We start from the raw sequence: 5,978 nt of genomic DNA on the forward strand, positions 1-5,978 counted from the left end.
AGGCTCTGCCTTGCCTAAATACCAAACAGACTGCTGCAAATTCAACCTTGAAAGGGCAACAGACCCTAAGGTTTTTTAATTTTCTTAATATCAAGCATATGAGAGCCATGCTTAATTTTAGTCTCTAAATACGCCTTGTTACCTGAAAGCCCTGCTTTAATGTGTGCATGAGTGCCCACAACAGAGTCCACCTCTATGCCAGCATCTTTTAATGCGTTAAGCTTTTTAGGATTGTTAGTCATTAATTTTACATGCTTTAAATTGAGCGCATTGAGCATTAATACAGCATCCGAAAAATCACGTAAATCATCAGCAAAGCCCAAATGATTGTTGGCCTCGTAAGTGTTCATACCTTGTGACTGCAGTACATAGGCATCAATTTTATTGTATAAACCAATACCACGCCCTTCTTGGCGTAAATAAAGTAAAATACCGCCTTGTTCGTGCATCATTTCAATACACTCATTTAACTGCTCACCGCAATCACAACGTGACGAGTGAAACACATCACCGGTTAAGCATTCAGAGTGCATACGAATAAGCGGAACATCTTGCTCGGTATCGGCGTTTTTAAACACTAACGCAACATGCTCTTGGCCATCTTTTAAGCCACTAAAGGAAATAATTTCTGCAGGAATATCACTATTTTTGCCAACATTAAGCTGGACTCTTGCTCTTACTTGCGCCACGACCAATCCAAATATTAAAAAACTACGACACGATAAAGTGATAATATCACAAAATAGGTTAAATACACCGTAGTACAAGACTGTTTATGGCAAATATATGGCGACGGTAGCGACTATTTTCAATCTTAAACCGCAAATATATTACTAGCGAGCGTTTACCTTGATTTACCTAAAGTGATGACATATACACAAGGATTTGCTAATTTGTTATCGACAAATAATAGGGATCATTATGAAATTAAACAAACTTGCATTACTGATGGGCTTAGGTTTATCTGTATTGAGCACCACGTCATTTGCCGAACAAACAAATAACGCTCAAGCCGTTTTCAACGACGCGTATCAAAATTACTTAAATGCAATTAAAACCAAAGAAAATGTGCAACAAGCCGCGGAGCAGACTTACACATTAGGTAAAACTGTTTACGGTGAAAATGCTGATAACACCGCAAACTTAGCGATTAACTATGCAAAATCAATTAATCGATACGGTAAACAGTGGATTGAAAAGCGCTTTTCGCTCTATCAACAAGCCTATACTATTTTAGTTAATAACCATGGTAAGCAATCGCCTGAAACCATTGATGCTTTAGTAGGTATGGCTAGTTTTGCCCCTTCTGCTCAAAAAGCGGATTATTATTTAGAGCAAGTGATAGCAATCGCAAACACACAAAACAACCCTAAGTTTGTGGCTGATATGAAACTAGAAGCGGCAACCATACTAGCTAATAAATTCAGCTATGAAAAATACCGAGAAGCTAAAAACTACCTAGAAGAAGCCGATGAGTATTATCTGGCTAACTTACCTAAAAACTCAGTTGAACAAATAAAAGCTGATTTTTTAATTGCATCGTTTGCAGAAGGTCGAAAAAGATACGATCAAGCAATAGAACGACTTAACCGTGTAGTAAATGTGTTTGATGAAAGCTTAAGTTACGATCACAACGCCGAGCTTACCGCACACTCAAGATTGATTGGCTTGTATGAAAAACAAGGCAAAAGTGATGAAGCCACCAAACACTGCATCGCGATTGCTAAAATGGTGCCGTGGAAAGAAAGCCAAGAGCAAACGCCGCTATACCGCGTTAACCCTAAATACCCTACAAACAAAGCGCGCTTTCGTAAAGATGGAAAAGTCGTTATGGAGTTTGAAGTAGATGAGTCTGGCTTTGTAAAAAATCCGCAAGTACTTAGTTCTGAAGGTGGCGTGGCCTTTGAAAAATCGGCAGTAGAAGCATTAGCGCAATGGCGTTATGCACCTAAGTTTGAACATGGAAAAGCCGTTGCAGCAATTTCCAAAGTACAGCTCGACTTTAAAGTAAACCGTTAATAACATACCAAAGGCGCTTTAAGCGCCTTTTTAGTTTATTCTACTTTAACTTAGCTAAAATGTTATCGCTGGCGGCCTCAATTAAATCAAGTACCTTTTCAAAGCCATCATCACCGCCATAGTAAGGATCGGGAATTGCGCTTTGTGCTTGCTCGCCATACTCTAAAAATAACGCAAGCTTATACTGCAAATGCTCAGGGCAGCGTGCGGTTAGATCCGTCAGGTTTTGTTTATCGGCTGCTAAAATTAAATCAAACTCGCTAAAATCACTACTGCGCACCTTGCGCGAAAAAATACCTTTAAAACTATAACCGCGTTTTTCACCAGCCTGCATAGAGCGTCTATCTGGCGGATTACCTTCGTGGTGCCCAATAGTCCCAGCCGAGTCCATTAGCAGATCAATGCCTAACTTTTTAGCACGCGCTTTTAATACCGCCTCTGCGGTAGGTGAACGACAAATATTACCCAAACACACTATCAGGACTTTTTTCAATGATAGCTCCTTTATTGTTTAAGATTTTGTAAAATAAGCGACATTCCAGTCACCAACATTAAAAAGCTACTTAAGCGAGGCTAATATTTTTTGCTCGCCTTCAAGCATTGTGTGCATGGCAGTGCCCTGTTTTACACGGCTATGCAATGCTGCAAGATTAGGCCAGCGCGACTCATCAAGTTGCTCACCACCATGCTCCATATTCATTAACTGGCAGCTCACAGCAATGTCGGCAAGGGTTAAGCTCTCGCCAACAAAAAACTCGTTATCCCCTAAATAATCTTCTAAATAATCAAATAAAGGCGGTAGTTTTTCATTTAATGCACTTTGCACTAAGGCTTCATCGGTTGGCTTTTGCATTGTGGGGGCAATAATACGTTGCTGAAACACCGTAAATGTTGCAGAAGGAGCCAACTCGTAATCTGCGTATTTTTCTAACCAGCGAACGGCTGCACGTTGCTCTATAGTATCACCGAGTAAAGACGCTGAATTAGGGTATTTTTCATCAAGATATTGGCAGATAACGCTAGAATCCGCCAAACTTAACTCGTCGTCTTTTAGCGCCGGAATTCGCCCTAGAGGGTTCAGTTCTAAAAACCAATCAGGTTGATTAAACGGCGAGACTATTTCGAGTTTATAGTCTAGTTGTTTATGCGCTAAACATACACGCACTTTACGTACATAGGGAGAAAGCGGGACACCATAGAGAATTAGGCTCATTGTGATTCCTATAAATTAAAACTGCTTTAAAATTGCGTCATCGTAGTCATCGGCATTAAGAGTTAAATTATATTTAGCCGCAACGCTATCTAACTCGGCTTGTTTAATCGCTAAATCATCCATGGTGATGGTGTTATCGTCAAGCTGCCATAACAAGCGTGAACCTGCATAACTATAGTGAATGGCTAATAGCGCATCAGGATTACCTTCTCGTCCCGCCGCTTTTAGCTTAGCCATTTTACGAGTGATTTTATTAAGCGCTTTTTTAAGCTCCCACACATACACCACCTCACTCATAAAAGGATGTGTTCGGTATTTATTTAACAACCAGCCTATGCCAATACTCGTAACAATTACGCCTAATAAGTTCCAATGAAAATGACTGCCACTTTCATCGGGAAATAATGCAATTAAGGTTTGTGAAATTGCTAAACTGCCCACAGCTAAACCTGCTGCACAGCCGACAATAACGCGATTTAAATGTTTACGATAACGTGCTTTATCTATTTGAATAAGTTGCATAGCTGCCTAAAAGTAAAAAACTAAAAATACACAGCCCCATTGTAGCTAAACCCATCACAGAGTTTCGACTCTTTTTAATAAAATACCCGTAGTTTTTGATTTAGCGCCTGTTTTATACTGCTTTCAACATAAAACCAACCAACGATTTTATTTGCACCCACATATTAGGCATAGGATAGTAGACAACAAATACGACTCAGTTTAGGAACATCATGATAAAAACACTGATTGCCACAAGTTTAATATTTTCTTCTTCTAATGCGTTAGCCAACTTAAACACACCGCTAACCCCAGAAGAATTGCGAATTGAAAAAGCCAGCCAAGCGATGCCAGCCGTACTAAGCGCTTTTGCCAGCGAAGTTAATCAATTTGAGCAGCAATTCAAGTCACTCTCAAGCTATGCACAAGCCGTAGATGCCGTTAATGACTACTCAAAACGATTATGGTTTAGTGCAAAAAAACGCATCGCTACAACGCAAAACTTAGATGATCGCGCACTTTACTGGGCTCGCTTACAATCAAGCAAAATTATTCGCACCACAAAGCCTGCATTTTCGCTGAGCGCGGCGCAGCAAACAGTGTTATTAACACTTCTAGAGAATGGCAGCCGGGGTCGCACCGATCTTAGCTACTCACAAAACACCTCTAAAAAAATATTATTAACTGGATTTGACCCGTTTTTACTTGATAGAAATATAAACCAAAGCAACCCATCGGGTGTTGCAGCACTGCTTCTTGATGGCCAAGTCATTAACTATAAAGGGATTAGTGCTGAAATAAACACAGTGATGGTGCCTGTGCGTTATGAAGACTTTGATCACGGTATTATAGAATCCTTACTTGCCCCTTATTACGCACTTAATAATGTTGATATGGTGGTTACCGTTAGCATGGGTAGTAAAGACTTTGACCTTGAGCGCTTTCCAGGCAAGCGCCGCAGTGTAACAGCGCCCGACAACGCCAATGTAGTGTATGGAGGCAGTAAAACAGCGCCGCTCATTCCAAGCTTGAACGACCGCCCATTACCAGGTACTGAGTTTGTAGAATTTAGCTTACCCGTTAGCGCTATGTTAAGCGCAAAAGGCCCTTTTCCTATTAATGATAACCATCATGTTATTACCCTAAAAAAAGACTTTGAGCCTAATAGTTTCGATGAATTAAAAGACGCTATTGCAGTGCGAGGCGGTGGCGGTGGTTATTTGTCTAACGAAATTTCGTATCGCAGTATTCGCCTGCGAAATCAGCTAAATTCAGATATTCCGACAGGGCATATTCACACCCCACGAATTGCTCAGTTTGAACCCGAAACTGAAGCTAAAATAGTAAAGCAAATTCAAACTATGTTAGAGCGCAGTTTAGTCGCACTCTAACATCGTTTGCTTTTTCAACTTCAACGTTAGAACGACTATTAATTAATAAACGTAGGAGCACTTAAATGCTTCTACGTTTTTTTGCTTTAAACCGCTAAAAAAGCATGCTGAAATTACATTAAAATTAAAAGCGCTCTGTATCAATCTCGGCTATTTTATAATAAAAACTCATTACTTTAATTATTAACTAGATCTTCACAAATTGTGTTCTATGCTCATTTGAGGTACAAACCTTATTACAGGGACATAGTAATGTCACAATTAATCACTTTTTTAATTCTTTAAATTTAACAAAAAAACTTATTTCCGCCTTTTTAATTGTTGCTCTAGTGCCAATAGCTATAATTATCACGGTCACTATCAATACAGCGTCAAACTCGATGACTGAACAGGTTTATTCCCGTTTAGATGCGGTGAGTGAAGTAAAACAAAGCGCTGTTAAGCGCTACTTTAACAATATTGAAAATAAACTAAATGCGCTGCAAGCAAATCCAGAAATGGCCACTATTGCGACAAAGTTTATAGCAGGATTTAATGATATCTCCCCTTCAGATTCATCAGCGTCGCTAAGTCGCTTTTATAAAGAGTCTTTTACCCCAAAATTTAAACAGCTAAACCCAACAAAACAGTCTCTTCATCTCTATTAGAGCAAATGAATCCAAAAAGTATTGAGCTGCAATCTCGTTATCTAGCTAATAACTCAAATCTAATTGGTGAAAAACAAAAACTAACCACCACAGAGCAATCAGACAGTTACGAGCAAGCGCACCGCCAATATCATCCTTATCTACGCGATATGACTAGGGTCTGTTGACCTTTGCGGATTAATATTTGTTCAAACTAGGGGCAATTTA

8 protein-coding genes are annotated in these 5,978 nt (G+C 39.6%); 4 read left to right on the top strand and 4 right to left on the bottom strand.

The features are described from left to right. Positions 1 to 65: 65 nt before the first annotated feature. The gene (gene ribA, locus QMA00_RS18345) at positions 66 to 689 is read right to left on the bottom strand and encodes a GTP cyclohydrolase II (RefSeq protein ID WP_008465954.1); all 624 of its coding nucleotides are present in this window, start codon (positions 687 to 689) and stop codon (positions 66 to 68) included. A 232-nt stretch (positions 690 to 921) separates the two neighbouring features. Between ribA and QMA00_RS18350 the strand changes: the two genes are divergently transcribed. After that, a complete protein-coding gene (locus QMA00_RS18350) occupies positions 922 to 2,019 on the top strand; it encodes a TonB family protein (protein WP_076922421.1) in 1,098 nt (365 codons plus the stop codon). Positions 2,020 to 2,059: 40 nt separating this feature from the next. Here QMA00_RS18350 and QMA00_RS18355 read toward each other — a convergent pair whose 3' ends face one another. The 3 genes from QMA00_RS18355 to QMA00_RS18365 all read right to left on the bottom strand — a co-directional run bounded on the left by QMA00_RS18355 (position 2,060) and on the right by QMA00_RS18365 (position 3,754). Then, a complete protein-coding gene (locus QMA00_RS18355) occupies positions 2,060 to 2,512 on the bottom strand; it encodes a low molecular weight protein-tyrosine-phosphatase (RefSeq protein ID WP_076922422.1) in 453 nt (150 codons plus the stop codon). Between the two features lie 66 nt (positions 2,513 to 2,578). Next, on the bottom strand, positions 2,579 to 3,232 hold the full coding sequence (locus tag QMA00_RS18360) for a glutathione S-transferase family protein (RefSeq protein WP_076922423.1): 654 nt from the start codon (positions 3,230 to 3,232) through the stop codon (positions 2,579 to 2,581). A gap of 15 nt (positions 3,233 to 3,247) precedes the next feature. Continuing rightward, a complete protein-coding gene (locus QMA00_RS18365; protein ID WP_008465950.1) occupies positions 3,248 to 3,754 on the bottom strand; it encodes a DUF3087 domain-containing protein in 507 nt (168 codons plus the stop codon). A 212-nt stretch (positions 3,755 to 3,966) separates the two neighbouring features. Between QMA00_RS18365 and QMA00_RS18370 the strand changes: the two genes are divergently transcribed. From QMA00_RS18370 to QMA00_RS18380, 3 genes are all read left to right on the top strand, one after another. After that, complete coding sequence (locus QMA00_RS18370) at positions 3,967 to 5,124, top strand: hypothetical protein (protein WP_008465949.1); 1,158 nt, start codon at positions 3,967 to 3,969, stop codon at positions 5,122 to 5,124. A gap of 380 nt (positions 5,125 to 5,504) precedes the next feature. After that, a complete protein-coding gene (locus QMA00_RS18375) occupies positions 5,505 to 5,771 on the top strand; it encodes a hypothetical protein (RefSeq protein WP_254843669.1) in 267 nt (88 codons plus the stop codon). Positions 5,772 to 5,776: 5 nt separating this feature from the next. Beyond that, positions 5,777 to 5,938 carry a hypothetical protein gene (locus QMA00_RS18380; protein ID WP_290158404.1) on the top strand — a complete coding sequence of 54 codons (162 nt, stop codon included), beginning with the start codon at positions 5,777 to 5,779 and terminating at the stop codon, positions 5,936 to 5,938. Positions 5,939 to 5,978 lie beyond the last annotated feature (40 nt).

Source organism: Pseudoalteromonas sp. APC 3694 (assembly GCF_030407565.1).
In the GTDB taxonomy this organism is placed as follows: Bacteria; Pseudomonadota; Gammaproteobacteria; order Enterobacterales; family Alteromonadaceae; genus Pseudoalteromonas; species Pseudoalteromonas tetraodonis.